17 protein-coding genes are annotated in these 16,822 nt (G+C 44.3%); 8 read left to right on the forward strand and 9 right to left on the reverse strand.

Annotation, left to right across the window (positions count from 1 at the left end):
- Window position 1: 1 nt before the first annotated feature.
- The 8 genes from purQ to F4V45_RS08245 form a co-directional block, all read right to left on the reverse strand.
- The gene (gene purQ, locus F4V45_RS08210; protein ID WP_150337840.1) at window positions 2–727 is read right to left on the reverse strand and encodes a phosphoribosylformylglycinamidine synthase subunit PurQ; all 726 of its coding nucleotides are present in this window, start codon (window positions 725–727) and stop codon (window positions 2–4) included.
- Entirely contained in the window at window positions 724–969 is a 246-nt protein-coding gene (gene purS / locus F4V45_RS08215; protein WP_150337841.1) for a phosphoribosylformylglycinamidine synthase subunit PurS, read from the reverse strand. The genes purQ and purS overlap by 4 nt, the downstream gene beginning before the upstream one ends.
- A 10-nt stretch (window positions 970–979) precedes the next feature.
- Complete coding sequence (purC, locus tag F4V45_RS08220; protein ID WP_023930673.1) at window positions 980–1,696, reverse strand: phosphoribosylaminoimidazolesuccinocarboxamide synthase; 717 nt, start codon at window positions 1,694–1,696, stop codon at window positions 980–982.
- Window positions 1,697–1,727: 31 nt separating this feature from the next.
- Window positions 1,728–3,080 (reverse strand): S41 family peptidase, encoded by a 1,353-nt coding sequence (locus F4V45_RS08225; RefSeq protein ID WP_150337842.1) that lies wholly within the window; start codon window positions 3,078–3,080, stop codon window positions 1,728–1,730.
- A gap of 165 nt (window positions 3,081–3,245) precedes the next feature.
- Window positions 3,246–3,560, reverse strand: coding sequence for a thioredoxin family protein (locus F4V45_RS08230; RefSeq protein ID WP_150337843.1), 315 nt, complete (start codon window positions 3,558–3,560; stop codon window positions 3,246–3,248).
- Between the two features lie 54 nt (window positions 3,561–3,614).
- Entirely contained in the window at window positions 3,615–4,679 is a 1,065-nt protein-coding gene (locus tag F4V45_RS08235) for an ATP-binding protein (protein ID WP_150337844.1), read from the reverse strand.
- Window positions 4,676–5,242, reverse strand: coding sequence for a hypothetical protein (locus F4V45_RS08240; RefSeq protein ID WP_150337845.1), 567 nt, complete (start codon window positions 5,240–5,242; stop codon window positions 4,676–4,678). Before F4V45_RS08240 ends, F4V45_RS08235 begins: the two co-directional genes overlap by 4 nt.
- Before the next feature lie 97 nt (window positions 5,243–5,339).
- Window positions 5,340–6,797 (reverse strand): COG3014 family protein, encoded by a 1,458-nt coding sequence (locus F4V45_RS08245; protein WP_150337846.1) that lies wholly within the window; start codon window positions 6,795–6,797, stop codon window positions 5,340–5,342.
- Between the two features lie 164 nt (window positions 6,798–6,961).
- Between F4V45_RS08245 and typA the strand changes: the two genes are divergently transcribed.
- The 7 genes from typA to pgp3 are packed head-to-tail and all read left to right on the forward strand — an operon-like array spanning window position 6,962 to window position 14,528.
- Window positions 6,962–8,767 carry a translational GTPase TypA gene (gene typA / locus F4V45_RS08250; protein ID WP_023930683.1) on the forward strand — a complete coding sequence of 602 codons (1,806 nt, stop codon included), beginning with the start codon at window positions 6,962–6,964 and terminating at the stop codon, window positions 8,765–8,767.
- A 34-nt stretch (window positions 8,768–8,801) separates the two neighbouring features.
- Window positions 8,802–9,437 carry an NAD(P)H-dependent oxidoreductase gene (locus tag F4V45_RS08255; protein ID WP_150337847.1) on the forward strand — a complete coding sequence of 212 codons (636 nt, stop codon included), beginning with the start codon at window positions 8,802–8,804 and terminating at the stop codon, window positions 9,435–9,437.
- Window positions 9,438–9,458: 21 nt separating this feature from the next.
- The gene (locus tag F4V45_RS08260; RefSeq protein WP_150337914.1) at window positions 9,459–11,834 is read left to right on the forward strand and encodes a ribonucleoside-diphosphate reductase subunit alpha; all 2,376 of its coding nucleotides are present in this window, start codon (window positions 9,459–9,461) and stop codon (window positions 11,832–11,834) included.
- Window positions 11,835–11,846: 12 nt separating this feature from the next.
- Window positions 11,847–12,353 (forward strand): 5-(carboxyamino)imidazole ribonucleotide mutase, encoded by a 507-nt coding sequence (gene purE / locus F4V45_RS08265; protein WP_150337848.1) that lies wholly within the window; start codon window positions 11,847–11,849, stop codon window positions 12,351–12,353.
- Between the two features lie 2 nt (window positions 12,354–12,355).
- Entirely contained in the window at window positions 12,356–12,844 is a 489-nt protein-coding gene (locus tag F4V45_RS08270) for a DUF3972 domain-containing protein (RefSeq protein WP_150337849.1), read from the forward strand.
- Window positions 12,844–13,692, forward strand: a complete 849-nt coding sequence (locus tag F4V45_RS08275) for a damage-control phosphatase ARMT1 family protein (RefSeq protein WP_342779765.1) — start codon at window positions 12,844–12,846, stop codon at window positions 13,690–13,692. The genes F4V45_RS08270 and F4V45_RS08275 overlap by 1 nt, the downstream gene beginning before the upstream one ends.
- A gap of 11 nt (window positions 13,693–13,703) precedes the next feature.
- Entirely contained in the window at window positions 13,704–14,528 is an 825-nt protein-coding gene (gene pgp3 / locus F4V45_RS08280; protein ID WP_150337851.1) for a peptidoglycan metallopeptidase Pgp3, read from the forward strand.
- 71 nt (window positions 14,529–14,599) lie between these two features.
- Here pgp3 and F4V45_RS08285 read toward each other — a convergent pair whose 3' ends face one another.
- The gene (locus F4V45_RS08285) at window positions 14,600–15,349 is read right to left on the reverse strand and encodes a hypothetical protein (RefSeq protein ID WP_150337852.1); all 750 of its coding nucleotides are present in this window, start codon (window positions 15,347–15,349) and stop codon (window positions 14,600–14,602) included.
- Window positions 15,350–15,473: 124 nt separating this feature from the next.
- Between F4V45_RS08285 and hisD the strand changes: the two genes are divergently transcribed.
- Window positions 15,474–16,808: a histidinol dehydrogenase gene (gene hisD / locus F4V45_RS08290; RefSeq protein ID WP_407925335.1), complete on the forward strand. Its 1,335-nt coding sequence runs from the start codon at window positions 15,474–15,476 to the stop codon at window positions 16,806–16,808.
- The last annotated feature ends 14 nt before the right edge of the window (window positions 16,809–16,822 follow it).

Genomic DNA, 16,822 nt, shown 5'->3' on the forward strand with positions numbered 1-16,822 from the left:
TTTATGCCTTGTAGATGGATTCTAGCATTGCTAGACCTTGTGTGCTTGCTGCTGGTTTTGTGGCAGCCTGTGTCGCATAGGTGTGGTGGATAGCTGCATACCTAGCGCGTTTATGCAAGATAGGCTCGCAGGCTCTCTCGGGGTGAGGCATAAGCCCGAAGATATTTTTGTCTTTATTGCAAATGCCAGCGATAGAATCTATGGAGCCATTGATATTATCTATATAGCGTAGCAGAATCTGCCCAGACTCTTGCATCGCTTCTAGGCTCTTCTCATCGATATGGTATCGCCCATCGGCGTGGGCTATGGGCAGAGAGATAATCTCATCTTGTGTGTGTGGGCGTAGGAATACATTATCCCTGCAAGCTACGCGTAATGGAGTAGCTTTAGAGATGAAGTGGAGATTGTGGTTGCGCATAAGTGCGCCGGGCAGAAGTCTAGCTTCGGTTAAGATTTGAAAGCCATTGCAAATGCCTAGAATCCGCCCACCACTATCACCAAAAGCTTTGATAGCTTTCATAATCGGCGCAAAGCGCGCGATCGCCCCGCTGCGCAAGTAGTCTCCATAGCTAAAGCCCCCAGCTAGCACGACAAGCTTTGTTTCTCTTGGTAAGGACTTTTCCTTATGCCAGATGATGGCAGTGGGGATTTGCAAGAGCTTTTGATAGACATATTGCATATCAAATTCACAATTTGTCCCAGCAAAACGCACAACGCTGACCATTATTCTGCCTTTATTTGCACTTCGTAGTTCTCTATTACCGGATTGGCAAGTAAGTCGTGTGCGATTTGCTCAGCTATGGCTTCACAAGATTCTAGCTCCCCTTTAGCAAACTCTAAGACGATTTGCTTTTTTACCACCACTTGCGCCACTTGCGGGAATCCAAGTGATTCTATGGCGTGATGGATAGCTTTTGCCTGTGGGTCTAGGACACCATCTTTTAGGCTTATGGTAACTTCTGCTTGCATTGTTTTCCTTTTAGTGAGTTTGTATGCGTCTTAAGACTTCTTCATACGCGCTTTTTAAATCCCCTAGATCTTGTCTAAACCGATCTTTATCGAGCTTTTGGTTTGTCTGCTTGTCCCACAATCTACAACTATCTGGCGAAATCTCATCAGCTAGGATAATCTCACCTTGCGCATTTTTGCCAAACTCAAGCTTGAAATCCACAAGCTTGAGCCCCTTTTGATCAAAGAAATCGCGTAAAATGGCATTGATTTTGCGCGCTTGATCACGCAGGAAATCCAAATCTCGCTCATCATCAATAATACCTAGAATCTTACAATGCTCATCGTTGATAATGGGATCATTGAGCGCATCATCTTTGTAGTAAAACTCCACAAGCGTAAAGGGTAGCACTAGCCCATCTTCTATTCCAAGTCGCTTGCTTAGCGAGCCTGTGGCGATGTTGCGCACGACAACTTCAATGGGGATTATCTGCACCTTTTGGCAAAGCATTGTTGTGGAGCTAAGAGATTTGATGAAGTGGCTTTTTATGCCTTGTTGTGCAAGTAGCTCAAAGAGTAGGCTGCTGATTAGGCAGTTAAGCGCGCCTTTGCCATCTTCGCTACTGCGTTTTTGCGCGTTGAATGCGGTAAGGTCATCTTTAAACTCGGCGATGACTTCATTTGGATTCTGCGTGGCAAAGAGCTTTTTGCCCTTGCCTTCATAAAGCAGTGTTTGTTGTGTTGGCATAGATTCTCCTTAGATGATGTTAGTTGTGTGGCTATTGCTTGGGCTTATCTTGCGCCTTTGCAGAATCTAAAATCCCCCAAGCCTTGAGTGAGTCAATGGCGGACTTTAGCTGAATATCATTGGTAATATCTGCTTGTGTAATGCGCTTTTGCTCTTCAGGAGATGGTTGCTTCTCATCAGCCTTTGACTCGGTTTTATCAAGCTTTTGTAGCTCATTTTGCAGGTGGTTGCGCAAGTCTGCTTCTTTAATTTCAAATCCGCCTTCATTTTGTGGCACACTACCCGGATAGACAACAATATCAGGCTTAACCCCCACAGCCTGTATGGTGCGCCCACTTGGGAGATAGTATTTAGCCGTAGTGAGCTTGATAGCTTCTGTGGCGTTGATTGGGATCACGACTTGCACGCTCCCTTTGCCAAAAGTCTCTTCTCCTATGATGATGGCGCGGCGGTGGTCTTGCAATGCGCCAGATACAATTTCGCTTGCACTTGCTGTCCCGCCATTGACAAGCACTGCGATGGGGAGTTTGCTATAAGGAGCTTTGCCATTTGCGTTGTAAATAATGTTCTCTTCTTTTATCTTGCCCTTTTGAGAGACGATAACACCGCTTTTGATAAAGAGATTAGAGAGATCGACTGCTTGGTCTAGCAGTCCTCCGGGGTTGTTGCGCAAGTCAAGCACAATGCCTTTAATGCCACTATGTTCTTTTAGGGCTTGTTTAACACTTTGGGCGACATTTTTATCAAAGGAATTAACTCGCACATAGAGATAGGGCGTGTCATCGATCGTTTTGGCATAGACAGATTTGACTTTGATGATGTCGCGCGTTAGCGTAAATACAAGCGGTTTGCCCTCGCCTTTGCGCACGATAGTGATGGTGATTGGAGTTTTGGGCTTGCCTCGCATAAGATTCACAGCATCATCAATCCCCATACCAATAGTGCTTTGATCTTCGATTTTTAAGATCACATCACCGCTCTTTAGCCCAGCCTTTTGTGCCGGAGTCCCCTCTAATGGAGCGATGATTGTAAGCGCGCCATCTTTTAGCCCAACTGTTATCCCAAGCCCGCCAAATTCTCCCTCTGTTTGGGTTTTTAACTCTTTGTATTTTTTCTCACTAAGATATTCGCTATGGGCGTCAAGGTTAGCGATAAGCCCCTCGATGGCTTTGTTGATTAGGCTATCGATAGGCACATCATCGACATAGTAAGATTCTATGGTAGCTATTGCTTGAGCGAGTCTATCATAGGCTTTAGCGCGCTGCTTTTTTGCGTCTGTTTGTTGTGCTGGTTGGCTATTTGGCGTGAGTGCAGTAAGACTCCCAAAAGCAAGGAGCGCACCTAAAAGCGCGATCCCTATGCCTAAAAAAAAGTTTCTACTCATATATAGACCTTAAAATATAGCACCAAGCAGCCACACTAAGCCAAAGCATAGGCACAGATGAGACAATACCGGTAGCCAATATGAAGTGATTGTGGCGGCATTTTACCTAAAAAAAGCCCAAAAACCTATGACATTACTTGAAATTACCCAAACATTAAGCACCACTTATGTGTCAAGCAGTGCTTGTATCATCTGCTCTATGGTAGGCATAGAATCTGGCTCAACAAGCCGCTCTAAGACTTCTTGCCCATCTTTGTAGAAGATTAGCGTTGGGATTCTGCGTATGGCAAGCTCATCTTTTAAGGCTTCATTTGTGTCAAAATCAAGCAAGATAAAGCGCACTTGCGGGTATTTGGATTCTAGTGCTTGCATCATAGGCTCAATTTTGCGGCAGTCTGGGCACCACGGCGCACTCATCTCCACAACACATAGTCCAGATTGTATAAGGCTTGAGAAGTCTTGCTTTGTCGTTGTTTTCATCTTTGCTCCTTTATTAAAGGAGCTTACAATACAACAAAGAAGTAAATTGTGTAGCTATATTTTGTGAGCGTGGAGATAATCTAGCGCAAAGTCAATAAAGCTCATAGCGCGGTAAGTGCCTAGATGTGAATTTGTCTTTGGGATAGTGGTATCAACACTGACAAATATGTATTCTCTATATGCTTTTGTGCTTTTGGATATTTTAGATTCTATTAGAGCTTGGCTGGGGAATGGCGCGGCAAAGATCGCTATATCTTGCACGATGAAATCACACATATCATCATAATCTACCACTAGCGATCTATGCAATAGCTCACAAGCAATCATATTTTCAAAAATCGCTTGGAAATTTGGCGTGGGTGAGATAGCATAGGGCAGGGCGAAGTTATAAAAGTAGAGCTTGGATTCTTTGCCATTTTTGTGTGTGAGTGTGAAAATCACCTGCTCATCTCTCAAGGATTGTATGAAAGCATACATTTTGTCTTTAGAGATCTTTTGCTGCTGTTTGAGTAGGCAAAATGCGTTATGGGTATTGAATGGCTTTGCTTGATAGTGGAGCAAAAATGCCAGAATGCTTGTATCCTGTTTGGCATAGAGCAAAATGATTTCTTGCATTCTTTGGATACGCTTATGCTCTGGCATTAGGGCGATTTCTGGGAGATTGCCCTCTTTGAGGAAGCTGGCAAATATGGATTCTAGGCGGTTGCTTTTGCTAAAGGATACATATTCTTCAAAGCTCAAAGCTCGCACGCAATGGGCGTGGAAGCTTGTGCGGATAGATTCTGGCAAATGTGTGATTTTTGTAGTGATTAGGATAAGGTTTGGGTGGCTTGGGATAGTGATTTCTGGGAGATAGTTATCAATAATTAGCACATCAAACTTTTTCTCTAAAAATAGCTTTAGCAAGGAGGTTTGCATACTTGCTTTATGTAGCCGCAAATCCGCGCAATCTACTAGAATCTGCTGCTTGTAATCACGCGTCAAGTCAAGGGCTAGCGCGCTCTTGCCGCATTTGGGCGCACCATAGAGAAGCAGCCTGCTATGCTTGGGAGAATTTGAGCGTGGGAAGATGACAAAGCCCTTGCTTCTCTCTTCGTATGCTTTGGCAAAATCTATCATTGGCAGTTGTTTGTGGGCTTTTTGTTGCGCTTTTGGATTAGTGTCCTAATTGCTTCAAATCGCTCGTGTAAATATGGATCTGTGGCGTGGTTGATAAAAGTGCCACTTGCTGGCTCATCAAAGTGAATTGTTATAGGCTTTTTTAGAGTGGGGGGCTGTAGAATATGTTTGGGCACATAGCCGGATATTTGGACACTTTGGATAAAGGCTTGCATTGATTGTGCTCCAATGCTTGCTAAAAAGGCGTCAAATTTCTTGGGGTAGGTTTTTAAACAATACATAATGTCCTTTTTTTTATAATGATTGAAGTTGTAAGCGTGGCTTGGGTGATTGAAGCAAAATAGCAGCGTAGGCGCACGATAAGAAATAGACAAAAGCCCATTTTGCATATCAGCTGGCAGAATGTATTTGAGTGTTTCTAGATTCTGGCGTGAGCGCAGACGACTAGTTAGCGTGCTAAACTCACTATTTATAAGCAGAGAGGTAAAGACTTGATGAATGGTTTTCATATGTTGATTGTAGCATATTTGCTTGCAGTGTTTTTGCAAGGGTGTGGATTCCAAGGGGATCCTTACTATGGTGATCCTAGCACAGCCAAGAGCTTTAATGACCTATCTGTCTTAGAAAACAAAATCGAATAGCTAGTGCGCTTTAAGGCACTTACCCATAGATTGTTTGCATATATGCTTTAGCTGGGGTGTCGCGCACATAGATGATAGTGCTATGCTCTAAGCATATTTGGGTGATGGGGTGGCGTGTTTTTGGGCTAGGCTTTGGCTGCTCTTGGGGGCGTGCACTGCACTGCTGTAATTGCACTGCTGCAATAGGTGCGCTATGCTGATCTGCTAGGATATGGATAGTTTGCTGCTGTGTATGGGGGATTCTAGCTAGTAGAATCCTTTTAGGGAGCACGCTTGTTATGCGTAGGTCTGCGCTTGTTGTTGCCATAGAGTAGATAGAGCCTAGCATAGATCCAAGTAGCCCCAGCATTGGATCGACTTGATCTAATGTGCTAGATACGCCTACTTGCATAGCGAGCTTAATGCTGCTTGATACTAATGCGCGTGTGCTAATGGCTTTGAGCTGCTTTTCAAACTCGGTGGCAATGATGGGGTCTATTTCTGCTAGCACTTCAAATTTTGCTAGAGAATCTAGCGTGTAGCTCTGCCTAGGGCTTGGTATGGATTCTAGCTGTGGTAGTGCCAGACCAAAATGATAGAGCCCTTGTGTCGTATAAAATGGCAGCGATATGTGCAGCTCTGTTTTTCTAGCTTGCCTGCCTTCTTCAAGGATAATCCAAGTATAAGCCTGCTTGCTATGAGAGAGGAAGTGCTTCATATCGCTTGCGATAGTCGGTAAGCGCGTGATACCATAGGCTTCTTTAAGATAGTCCAAGCCTTTGGAATCTCCATAGAGTGAGAATACCAAGCCAGCTATGTATGATACGCTTGGATTGATGAAGTTTTCAAATGCGCTGAAATGCTTAAGATTTCCATAGTGCTTGGAGAGAATATCATCGATCTCTCCGGTGGATCGCGCTTGATCTATAATGCTATTTGCGTTGCTTTTGTTGTATCTATCTTGCTCTTGCTCTAAAGCTTTGGCGATTTGCTTAGCATAGTAGTCTTTGGCTCTTCTTTGGCGATCATTGGCGCGATTAAGCTCTACTTGGGCACTTGCTAGATCGTTATTAGCGAGATAGGCTAGGGCTTTGTAGTAATTGACAAATATGCTTTCATAGATATTGCCACGATAGTCTCTAACATTGTCATTGACGAGTGTTGCTCCCACTTGTGTGAGTGCAGAAGTAAGCAATCCTTCTTGCTCAAATTTTTGTAGCTTGTCTTCACTTTGATCAAGTAGGGGCAGGGTGCTTGCGCTCTGTGTATGAAAGCCGCTAATCCCAGCTTGTATAAGCCATAGTAGATCGCCGCTTTTTGCCTTTTTGCTTGCAAATTTATGGGCTTTGTCTATGGAGTGGTTGTAGTAGATTCTACTAAAGTGCTCAAGCGTAGCTACATCAGTGGCACAGCCTGAAAAAAAGCCGATAGCAATACACAATAATGCTAGGTTACTAAGATATAACTGCTTTACACAAGAAGGCTTCCATAGGTGCATTTATATCCTTTGTCTAGTGCGTGAAATGTGTTGGATTAACTTGCATTTGGGTATTATAGCGGATTCTTACCATATCTTGCACTATATTGTTATGGTAAAAGCTTAAGGATAATGTGTTACAATCCCGCTTCCGAATCCCAAATTCCTAATGAGAAAGTTTTTCAATGCAGAATATACGAAATATCGCAGTAATTGCCCATGTCGATCATGGCAAAACAACTTTGGTTGATGGACTATTGAGCCAGTCTGGCACATTTGGAGAGCGCGAGAAGGTAGATGAGCGCGTGATGGATTCTAATGATTTAGAAAAAGAGCGCGGGATCACTATACTCTCCAAAAATACGGCAATTACCTACAGAGATACCAAGATCAATATTATAGATACTCCCGGGCACGCGGACTTTGGCGGAGAGGTAGAGCGGGTGCTAAAGATGGTAGATGGCGTGCTGCTGCTTGTAGATGCGCAAGAGGGCGTTATGCCTCAAACTAAATTTGTCGTCAAAAAAGCTTTAAGCTTTGGGATCCGCCCCATTGTCGTGGTTAATAAAATCGACAAGCCAGCTGCTGAGCCAGATAGGGTGGTTGATGAAGTATTTGATCTGTTTGTCGCTATGGGTGCTAGTGATGAGCAGCTAGACTTTCCAGTCGTGTATGCTGCAGCGCGCGATGGCTATGCGATCAAAGATCTAAACGATCCTAAGGAGAATTTGGAGCCCTTATTTGAAACGATTTTAGATTTTGTCCCAGCTCCTAGCGGTAGCGTGGATAATGCCTTACAAATGCAAATCTTCACACTCGATTACGATAACTATGTGGGCAAAATTGGGATCGCACGCGTTTTTAATGGGCGTGTGAAAAAGAATGAGAGCGTAATGCTTGCTAAGAGCGATGGCGAGAAAGAAACAGGGCGTATTACAAAGCTTATTGGTTTTATGGGCTTGGCGCGCACGGAGATAGATTCTGCTGAAGCAGGCGATATTGTGGCGATCGCTGGGTTTAATGCCATTGATGTTGGTGATTCTATTGTCGATCCAAATAACCCTATGCCTTTAGATCCTATGCATTTAGAAGAGCCCACAATGAGTGTATATTTCGCAGTAAATGATAGTCCTCTAGCTGGGCTAGAAGGCAAGCATGTAACAGCAAATAAGCTAAAAGATAGACTGCTTAAAGAAATGCAAACCAATATCGCTATGCGCTGTGAAGAAATGGGTGAAGGGAAGTTTCGCGTAAGTGGTAGGGGTGAGCTGCAAATCACAATTTTGGCAGAGAATCTGCGGCGCGAGGGCTTTGAGTTTAGTATTTCTCGTCCAGAAGTGATTATTAAAGAGATCGATGGGGCTAAATGTGAGCCGTTTGAGCATTTAGTCATCGATACGCCACAGGATTTTAGTGGTGCGATTATTGAGCGACTTGGTAAGCGCAAGGCTGAAATGAAGGCGATGAATCCTATGGGTGATGGCTACACAAGATTGGAGTTTGAGATTCCAGCGCGTGGGCTTATTGGCTATCGAAGTGAGTTTTTGACAGATACAAAGGGTGAGGGGATTATGAATCATAGCTTTTTGGAGTTTCGCCCATTTAGTGGCAATGTAGAATCTCGCAAAAATGGTGCTTTGATTTCTATGGAAAATGGCGAGGCGACAGGATTTTCGCTCTTTAATATCCAAGAACGCGGTGTGCTCTTTATCGCGCCGCAAACCAAGGTGTATGTGGGTATGATCATTGGAGAGCATAGCCGAGATAATGACTTAGATGTCAATCCTATTAAGGCTAAGCATCTCACAAATATGCGTGCAAGTGGGAGTGATGATGCCATTAAGCTTGTGCCTCCAAGAGATCTTACCTTGGAGCGCGCGCTAGAGTGGATAGAAGAAGATGAGATTTTAGAGGTTACCCCAAGTAATATACGCATTAGGAAAAAGATCCTTGAGCCAAATTTGCGTAAGCGAGCTGCCAGCAAGAAATAGCGCGCATTATTGACACCATTGCAAAGGAGTGAGAATGGATAATGGCTTTATTCAAGCGATGCGATTCCGCTACGCTTGCAAGAAGTTTGATACAACAAGATCAATACCACCTGAAGTATTTGAGTCAATCTTAGAGTCTGGCAGACTCTCGCCAAGCTCCTTTGGTATGGAGCCTACAAGGTTGCTTGTAGTGCGAGATAAAGAGAAAAAAGAGCAGCTAAAAGCACTTTGCTGGAATCAGGATCAAATCACCCAAGCTAGTGAGCTTGTGGTATATCTCTCCAAAATTGCTGATATGCGAAGTGATACTAACTATGCGATGTGGAGTTTTATGCGCAAGGGTATCAATGCAGATCGTATTAAGGCGTATAAAGATGAGCGATATAAAGGGTTCTTGCAGGCTAATGGCTATGTGGATAGCCAAAGCATTTTTCAATGGAGTGCGCGCCAAGCGTATATTGTGGCAAGCTCGATGATGGACTGCGCAGCGTATTTAGGTGTAGATTCTTGTGCGATTGAGGGGTTTGAGAAAGATGGTGTTGAGCGGTTTTTGGGCTTGGATACCTTTGCATATCAAGTGGCTTTGATTATGACTTTTGGCTATCGTCTAGAAGAGCCTAAGCGGGCTTCGCCTCGTATTGATATGAATGATTTTGTGCAATATATTTAAAGGAAAGGGCAGACAATGGCAATGATAGGAATAAAAGTAGTAAAAAGAAGTGGGCGTATCGAAACGCTTGATATACGCAAGATACAAAAATACACTGCAAGTGCCATAGCTGGACTAAGTGGCGTGAGTCAAAGTGATTTAGAATTAGATGCGAAGCTACATTTTAAAGATGGTATTACAACCAAAGAAATTCAGCAAGCACTCATTAAGGCAGCTGTTGATAAGATCGACATTGATGCGCCTAATTGGACTTTTGTCGCAGCCCGCTTGTTTCTCTATGATTTGTATCATCGAGTGAGTAGATTTACAGGCTATAAGACATTGCAAGAGTATTTTGATAAAGCCGAGCAAGCTGGTAGAATTGTCTTGGGCTTGAGAGAAAAATTTGACCTAGACTTATTAAATTCCCATATTAAGCCTGAAAGAGATTTGCAGTTTAACTATTTGGGGATTAAAACTCTATATGATCGGTATTTGATCAAAGATGCAAATGGAGAGCCTATAGAACTACCTCAGCATATGTTTATGGCTATTGCAATGTTTTTGGCACAAAATGAGCAAAATCCCAATGAATGGGCAGTCAAATTCTATGATCTAATCTCAAAGTTTGAAGTTGTATGCGCGACTCCAACTTTGGCAAATGCGCGCACTCCAAGACACCAGTTAAGCTCGTGTTTTATAGGAAGCACTCCTGATAATATCGAAGGTATTTTTGACGCATACAAGGAGATGGCACTGCTTAGTAAATATGGTGGTGGTATCGGCTGGGACTACTCCAAGGTAAGGGGGCTTGGAAGCTTTATTGATGGGCATAAGCGCGCTGCTGGAGGGGTCGTGCCATTTTTGAAGATCACCAATGATGTAGCCATTGCTGTAGATCAGCTGGGCACACGCAAGGGGGCTATCGCCACATATTTGGAGGTGTGGCATTTTGATGTAACTGATTTTATTGATTTGCGTAAAAATTCTGGTGAAGAGCGTAGGCGCACGCACGATTTATTCCCGGCATTATGGATTCCAGATTTGTTTATGAAGCGTGTGGCAGAAGATAGGCTTTGGACTCTTTTTGACCCTTATCAGTGCCCAGAGCTTACAGAGCTGTATGGAGAGGAGTTTGAAAAACGCTATATCGAGCTAGAAAATGACTCAAACATCATCAAAGAAGAAATTCGAGCCAAAGACTTATGGAAAAAGATTCTTACAAATTACTTTGAGACAGGACTGCCGTTTTTGTGCTTTAAAGACAATGCCAATAGGGCTAACCCTAACGGGCACGCCGGCATTATCCGCAGCTCAAACCTCTGCACAGAAATCTTCCAAAATACCGCGCCAAGTCACTATAAGGTGGAGATAGAATATGAAGATGGTAGTAAGGAGATCTTTGAAGAAGGGGATATAGTAACTACTGATGTTGGACTTAGCAAAAAAGCCAACAAGCTGACAAGTTTAGATTCTGTTGGCGGGAAGAAGATTTTCATCACACAAAGAATCCAAGAAGGCGGACTTACAGCAGTTTGCAATCTTGCAAGTATTAACCTTAGTAGAATCCATACTAAAGAGGACATTGAGCGAGTAGTGCCTGTGGCTATTAGAATGCTTGATAATGTGATTGATCTTAACTTCTACCCTAATCGTAAGGTAAAGGCTACAAATCTTCTCAACCGAGCCATAGGGCTTGGTGTAATGGGCGAAGCAGAGCTGCTCGCTACAGAAAAGATCCACTGGGGCTCGCCAGAACATTTATGCAAGATTGATGAGCTTATGGAGATGATAAGCTACAACGCTATCCTAGCTAGCTCTAATCTTGCTAAAGAGCGCGGCAGCTATCCGCAGTTTGAAGGATCAAATTGGAGTAAAGGGATTTTCCCTATTGATTTGGCAAACAAGGAGGCTCTAAGACTTGTTGATAGAGGGGGGCTTTTTAGCTTGAGTTGTGATTGGCAGAATTTGCGCAAAATTGTGCGTGAAAATGGTATGCGCAATGGCTATCTTATGGCGATCGCCCCTACTAGCTCCATTAGTATCCTTGTGGGGACAACACAAACTATCGAGCCGATTTATCGTAAAAAATGGTCGGAAGAGAATCTAAGCGGGCTTATCCCGGTGGTTGCCCCTAAGCTCACGCTGGATACTTGGGAGTATTACAAGAGTGCTTATGATATTGATCAGCGCGATATTATCAAGGCTGCTGCGGTGCGACAAAAATGGATCGATCAAGGACAAAGCACAAATATTTTCATTAAGCTCAATCAAGTGAATGTAAGCGGTAAGATGCTCCACGAAATCTACACGCTTGCTTGGAAACTTGGGCTAAAATCCACCTACTATCTTCGCTCCCAGAGTCCAGAGGCAGAAGAAGTGCTGGATAGAAGTATAGAGTGCGTGAATTGTCAATAGCAAGGAGAAACTATGGGCTTTGTTAGTGTGATTATGGGGAGCAAAAGTGATTATGAGATTATGCGCCAGTGCTTGGCAGTGTTAGAATCTTTCTCTGTCTCTTATGAGGTAGTAATTAGCTCTGCACACAGGAGTCCTGATAGGACGAAGCTCTATGTCAAAGAAGCAGAATCTAAAGGCGCGCAAGTGTTTATCTGTGCTGCTGGTATGGCAGCTCATCTTGCTGGAGCGGTATGTGCGCAAACGACAAAGCCTGTCATAGGGGTGCCATTATCTGGTGGGGTGCTTGATGGGCTTGATGCCTTGCTCTCTACTGCGCAAATGCCCGGTGGTATGCCTGTGGCTTGTATGGCGGTAGGCAAAGCTGGTGCGGTAAATGCGGCATATTTAGCAATGCAGATTCTGGCATTAGCCAACACAGATCTAGCAGAAAGGCTACTTGCGGATAGGGCAGTGAAGATAGAGCAGATAGAAAAAGATTCTAAAAGCATTGAAGTAAGACTACCAAGTAGGGGTTAAATATGGAAGCGAAAAATACCGCGTGGTTGGAGTTGAGCGAGTTTATCAAGCTTTCTGGTCTTGAAGAGCAAAAAGTAAGAGAGATGATAGAGGGCGGCACTATTGCAAGTAAGGAAGAAAACGGGCAGCTGCTTATTGAAGCACAAAGCAGCACAAATGCACTTATCAATCGCGTCCAAACGGGATTGACTTCAGCAGAAGCTAATGGTGTGGCGTATGACCCAGTGTTTGTAGAGCGCACAATCCACACAATTATGGGGCTACACGAGAAGGTAATTGGCGCAAAAGATGAGACAATAAGTGCATTTAAGAGTGAAAATAGTTTTTTAAAAGAAGCATTGATTTCTATGCAAGAAGTCTATGATGATGACAAAAAGACCATCGATGTAATGCGCGAAGAGTTAAAGTCCGCTAGGGAAGAGCTGGAGTTTATGAAGCGTAAGTATCGGCTTATGTGGGGAAAAGTTTCTGACCTTAGTGGTAACAAATAGTGCGCACCACGCTAGAGTGTCTTGAGTGTTTGCGCACTCAAGCTAAGCGCACTTTGTCCTACCATACAGCTACGCAAGCTTCTTTTGCTTTACCGATTTTGGATTCTCTGCCGCTATGTCCGCCCCCAAAGCTTGCTGTGCCTGTTTATGAGAGCATTAGTGCTTTTGTGGGTAAGAGCGATTTATACAAAGAGCAAAAGACTAGAAGCATACAAAAAGCGCGCCAAGTTTTACAACAGATTCAAGCTAGCATTACCGCGCCACATTCTTTAGAGTTTGGCATAAGGCTCGCTGCTCTTGGTAATATTATCGACTATGGGAGTGCGAGTGGGTTTGATGTAGAGTCGTGTTTGTTTGATATGGATTCTATGGAGTTTGCTATTTATGATATAGAGCATTTAGGGCAGAAGCTTGCTAGCGCGCAAGAGCTTGTCTATATTGGTGATAATGCTGGAGAAGATGTGTTTGATAGTGCGTTTATCAACATACTGCTAGCCCTTTACCCTAAGCTTAAGGTATATTATTTCACACGCGGCGCACCTATCATCAATGACATTACTTTGCAAGATTTGCACGATAATAATTCTCCTATTTTAGAGGTGTGTGAAGTGGTGGATTCTGGTGTGCGATCGCCCGGGTTTTTGTATGAGTATGCTTCATCGCAGGCTAGAGAGTTATACGATAGGGCAGATGTGGTTTTGGCAAAGGGTATGGGGAATTTTGAGTGTTTAGAAGATCGCGTAGATTCTCGAGTGTTTTTGTTGTTTAAAATCAAGTGCGCGGTGGTGGCTAGGTTCTTACAGCAGCCACAGGGGAGCTTTGTGCTAAAAAATCTTCGTGCTAGCTAGGGTAGGCAATTATGAAAAAGTTATCTTGGATTGTGCTACTTGCCTTTGTATGCCTTGTGGCAAAAGAGCCAGCAAGCAGCACTTACACCGCATATAATGGCAAGCTTTTTATCGCCCATAGCTCTAAGCCAAATCCTGTGCCATTAGAGCTAGATGGGCGCAAGATTGCTTGGCTCAATCGCCCAAAGCTTTTGGGGCAAAAGATAGCACTAGTGCCAGTTAGCTACCACACTAAGCTATCAGCTCTTAAACTCTCCAAAGATATAACACTTGTCATCAAGCAAGCACAATATAAGAAAGAATCCATCGTAGTTACAGATCGTAGCAAGCTCTACCCAAACAAGCAGGTTCAAAAGCGTATCGATAAAGAGCGCGATGAAGCACGCGCGATCTATCAAAAAACCAGCGAGAAGCGATATTGGAGACAGCCTTTCGCCCACCCTGTCAAGCGCGTATTTATCACAAGTCCCTTTGGCACTGCTAGGGTGTTTAATGGAGCAGTGCAGAGCTATCACGGGGGCGTGGATTTCCGCGCGCCGCAGGGGACACCTATTTATGCTACAAATGATGGTGTGGTGGTTTTAGCCAAGGATCGCTTTTTGTCTGGAAAATCAGTCATTATCGACCACGGGCAAGGGGTATATACAACATATTTTCATAATAGCAGGTTGCTGGTGCGTGCTGGAAAGTTTGTGCGCAAGGGTGAGAAAATCGCCCTAAGCGGCGCGACAGGCAGGGTAAGTGGCGCGCATTTGCACTTTGGTGTGGTGTGTAGTGGTGTGCAGGTTGATCCGCTGGATTTTATTAAGCAAATCAATGCGCTTTTTGCCAGCTAAGCGGGGCAGCTAGATTCTAGCTAGAATCTAAAAAGCTAGGACTCTAGCCCTTGTCGTTTAAGCCATTGCTCCTAGAATCCAAGCCCAACTTCTAGCGCAGCATTGAAGCTATTTCTTGCGCTGACCATATATTGTGTGGTTTCGTAGCTTATGGTAGGGGAAGCGGGGAAGCTTTGGTATCTGGCATAGAGCTTCACATAAGAGTGCAGGCGCGGTGTGAGATCAAAGCTCATACCAATGCTAGCTAGTATTGTTTGATTAGCAGCATTGGTGCGTGTGCTTAGTGCGAGATTGCTTGCAGGATTAAAGGTAAAAGAAGTGTTGGGGTCATACACATAGCCCGCGGAGTATTCTAGTGCGGCACTTGAGCCTAGCGGGATCTTACCCTCTAGCTCACCACCTATGCCAAACACAGACCACCCAAAGTTTAAATTATGTGAAGCAAATCGTTGCATATTTCCATACAAGATAAAATTGACATAAAGTGGGAAAGAGCTTGTTAAGACATTAAAGCCAAATCGCGGGATCATCTCAAGATCCATTACCATAGATCTTCTATCATCATAGCTTCCGCCTGTGAGTGCAAATCTCACATAAGCAGAGACCTGCCACCGCTTATACATCGCTCCACCGCCGCCAGAGACTTGCCCGCCAAAGCTCTGCGCACTCTTATCTCCTATGCTATCGACCCGATATATACCAGCTATGCCGATGCGACCAATGGAGGTTTCACCCTCAGTAGAGTAGCCTGTGATAGAATTTGCAAAAGCTTGCCCAATAAGCGCGCAAGAGAGCAGCACGCACCCAAGTGGTAATCTCATCGATAGCTCCTTATAGACAAAGTGTGAAGAGTAAAGCAGAATCCATTATAATCAAAAAAAAAAACACCGCAAGTTGTTTGTGGAGTCTATCAAACTTGCGGCATTCTTGTGGCAATGGTGTATAATGCGCTATTTTTTTAGGGGTTTGGTGATGGTTACTATACTACACACTAGTCAAAGTGGTTTTACGCAGGAGTTTGGTGCTATTGTCCAAAGGGGGCAAGATGATTTGCATAGTGCTGAGCAAATTGTCTTGCCATTGTTAGAAGAGATCCGCATACAAGGGTTAGAAGCTCTGCTATCGCAAGTGGCGCGATTCGATGGCTTTGCTCCAAAGGATCTAGCTGATCTTGTGATTACACAAGAAGAGTGCGCTAAAGCCTACCAGAATCTAGATTCTACAACAAAAGATGCCTTGCATATCGCCTATGACAGAATCACGGCATTCCACACAAAGCAGAAGCAAAAATCGTGGTTTGATAGCGATGAGCACGGATCTATACTTGGGCAAATTTACACACCCATACAACGCGCAGGGCTTTATATCCCCGGTGGTAAAGCTGCCTACCCAAGCTCAGTGCTTATGAATGCTATCCCAGCTCTTGTAGCTGGGGTGCGCGAGATCATCGTCTGCACACCTACGCCACAAGGGCAGGCAAACCCGCTACTACTAGCAGCATTGCATATTTGCGGGATCAAAGAAATGTATCGCGTGGGTGGAGCTAGCGCGATAGGGGTATTTGCCTATGGGCTAGAATCTAGCGGGAAAACACTTATTCCAAAGGTTGATGTGATAAGCGGACCGGGGAATGTCTTTGTCGCCACGGCAAAAAAGCTTGTCTTTGGCAAGGTGGGGATTGATATGATCGCAGGACCAAGTGAGATTGCCATCATCGCGGATTCTAGTGCTAATCCTGCGTATATCGCTAGGGATTTGCTCTCGCAAGCAGAGCACGATGAAATGGCTTGCTCCTTACTTTTTACCACAAGTCAAAAGCTCGCTGAAGAAGTGGCAAGCAGGATAGAAGAGCTTCTCCCAAGCCTGCCAAAATCTGCTATCGCCAACGCTTCTATACAAAATCGTGGCGGTATTGTTGTGTGCAAAGATATTGATGAGGCTATAACGCTCTGCAATGAGCTAGCTCCAGAGCATTTAGAGCTGATGTTTGATGATGCCTTTGCTCATTTGCCGGCTATCAAAAATGCTGGGGCGATTTTCGTTGGGGAAAACACCCCAGAAGCCATAGGAGACTATCTCGCAGGACCAAATCACACGCTCCCCACGGGTGGAAGCGCGAAATTTTTCTCCCCGCTTGGTGTGGATACTTTTATGAAAAAAAGCTCCCTTATTGCCTTTAGTCAGCAGGGCATTGATAAGCTTGCCGAGCCTTGTGCGCATTTAGCGGAGCTTGAGGGGCTTTATGCACATAAGCTCTCTGCCTTAGTGCGCAAGTCTTAAGTAGTGGAAGTTTA

The organism is Helicobacter canis (assembly GCF_008693005.1).
Lineage (GTDB): Bacteria > Campylobacterota > Campylobacteria > Campylobacterales > Helicobacteraceae > Helicobacter_B > Helicobacter_B canis.

Excerpts from the sequence above, each read along its gene's own strand:
- purS (WP_150337841.1), bottom strand. The coding sequence starts at position 969 with ATGCAAGCAGAAGTTACCATAAGCCTAAAAGATGGTGTCCTAGACCCA.
- purC (WP_023930673.1), bottom strand. The coding sequence starts at position 1,696 with ATGCCAACACAACAAACACTGCTTTATGAAGGCAAGGGCAAAAAGCTC.
- F4V45_RS08225 (WP_150337842.1), bottom strand. The coding sequence starts at position 3,080 with ATGAGTAGAAACTTTTTTTTAGGCATAGGGATCGCGCTTTTAGGTGCG.
- F4V45_RS08230 (WP_150337843.1), bottom strand. The coding sequence starts at position 3,560 with ATGAAAACAACGACAAAGCAAGACTTCTCAAGCCTTATACAATCTGGA.
- F4V45_RS08235 (WP_150337844.1), bottom strand. The coding sequence starts at position 4,679 with ATGATAGATTTTGCCAAAGCATACGAAGAGAGAAGCAAGGGCTTTGTC.
- F4V45_RS08245 (WP_150337846.1), bottom strand. The coding sequence starts at position 6,797 with ATGCACCTATGGAAGCCTTCTTGTGTAAAGCAGTTATATCTTAGTAAC.
- typA (WP_023930683.1), top strand. The coding sequence starts at position 6,962 with ATGCAGAATATACGAAATATCGCAGTAATTGCCCATGTCGATCATGGC.
- F4V45_RS08255 (WP_150337847.1), top strand. The coding sequence starts at position 8,802 with ATGGATAATGGCTTTATTCAAGCGATGCGATTCCGCTACGCTTGCAAG.
- F4V45_RS08260 (WP_150337914.1), top strand. The coding sequence starts at position 9,459 with ATGATAGGAATAAAAGTAGTAAAAAGAAGTGGGCGTATCGAAACGCTT.
- purE (WP_150337848.1), top strand. The coding sequence starts at position 11,847 with ATGGGCTTTGTTAGTGTGATTATGGGGAGCAAAAGTGATTATGAGATT.
- F4V45_RS08270 (WP_150337849.1), top strand. The coding sequence starts at position 12,356 with ATGGAAGCGAAAAATACCGCGTGGTTGGAGTTGAGCGAGTTTATCAAG.
- pgp3 (WP_150337851.1), top strand. The coding sequence starts at position 13,704 with ATGAAAAAGTTATCTTGGATTGTGCTACTTGCCTTTGTATGCCTTGTG.
- F4V45_RS08285 (WP_150337852.1), bottom strand. The coding sequence starts at position 15,349 with ATGAGATTACCACTTGGGTGCGTGCTGCTCTCTTGCGCGCTTATTGGG.
- hisD (WP_407925335.1), top strand. The coding sequence starts at position 15,474 with ATGCGCTATTTTTTTAGGGGTTTGGTGATGGTTACTATACTACACACT.